The sequence below is a fragment of the Croceicoccus estronivorus genome (assembly GCF_001625325.1).
GTDB lineage: Bacteria > Pseudomonadota > Alphaproteobacteria > Sphingomonadales > Sphingomonadaceae > Caenibius > Caenibius estronivorus.
The window spans coordinates 1-1,325 of sequence record NZ_JRQQ01000021.1 but is presented as its reverse complement, the minus strand read 5'-3'; the positions used below and the strand labels follow the sequence as shown (position 1 = coordinate 1,325).

Annotated in this window: 1 protein-coding gene and 1 pseudogene; both read left to right on the top strand. The window is 60.0% G+C overall.

What is annotated here, in order from left to right:
- The first annotated feature begins 2 nt into the window (after positions 1 to 2).
- Positions 3 to 932, top strand: coding sequence for an acetaldehyde dehydrogenase (acetylating) (locus MB02_RS17275; protein WP_170304783.1), 930 nt, complete (start codon positions 3 to 5; stop codon positions 930 to 932).
- Between the two features lie 14 nt (positions 933 to 946).
- Positions 947 to 1,325 (top strand): annotated as a pseudogene (locus MB02_RS17270) (4-hydroxy-2-oxovalerate aldolase); the annotation flags it as partial.

Genomic DNA, 1,325 nt, shown 5'->3' with positions numbered 1-1,325 from the left:
GGATAAAGGCTGCGATAATTGGTTCTGGTAATATTGGGACTGATTTGATGATGAAGATGCTGAAGCATCCAGAGAACATGGAGTTGGCGGCTGTTGTCGGGATTGATCCGAATTCCGAGGGTCTTGCGATGGCGCGCGAACATGGTGTTGCGACGACGCATGAGGGTATCGAGGGTCTGAAGAAGCTGGCGTGTTATCCTGAGATCGGGATCGCGTTCGATGCGACGAGTGCTTATGCGCACAAGGTGCATGACGAGGCTTTGCGTGCCGATGGCATTCAGGTTGTGGACCTGACGCCTGCGGCGATTGGTCCGTTTACGGTTCCTCCGGTGAACATGAACGAGCATCTGGACGAGCCGAACGTGAACATGGTGACGTGTGGCGGTCAGGCGACGATCCCGATGGTCGCGGCGGTCAGCCGGGTGGCCAAGGTTCACTATGCGGAGATCGTGGCATCGGTCTCGTCGCGTTCGGCAGGGCCTGGCACGCGGGCCAATATCGACGAGTTCACGCGCACCACTGCGAATGCGATCGAGAAGGTCGGTGGGGCGACCCGGGGCAAGGCGATCATCATTCTCAACCCGGCGGAACCGCCGATGATCATGCGCGATACGGTCTTCACGCTGTCGGAAGGGGCGGATGAGGAAACGATCCGCCAGTCGGTGAAGGAGATGGCGGCCGAAGTTCAGAAGTACGTTCCGGGCTATCGCCTGAAGCAGGAAGTGCAGTTTGAACGCTATGGCGACAACAACAAGCTCAAGATCCCGGGCATGGGCGAGTTCACGGGCATCAAGACGATGATCATGCTCGAGGTCGAAGGGGCTGGCGACTATCTGCCCAGCTATTCCGGCAATCTCGACATCATGACCGCTGCCGCCAAGGCGACGGGCGAACTGCTTGCCCAGCGCCGCATGGCTGCGGCCGCCGCCTGAGGAAAGGACTGGAAATGACCGGAAAGTTCAACGTCGAAGCAGGCGACAAGCTGTACATCCAGGACGTGACCTTGCGCGATGGCATGCATGCCATCCGTCACATGTACGGGATCGATCATGTTCAGGCGATTGCCAGGGCGCTCGATGCCGCGGGCGTGGATGCCATCGAGGTGGCCCATGGGGACGGCCTGTCAGGCGCGAGCTTCAACTACGGCTTTGGCGCCCATACCGACTGGGAATGGATCGGTGCGGTTGCCGAAGTGCTGGACAAGTGCGTTCTGACGACTCTGATCCTGCCGGGTGTGGGCACGGTTGAGGAACTCAGGCGGGCTTATGACCTGGGTGTGCGTTCAGTGCGTGTGGCGACGCACTGCACCGAGGCGGACGTGTCGA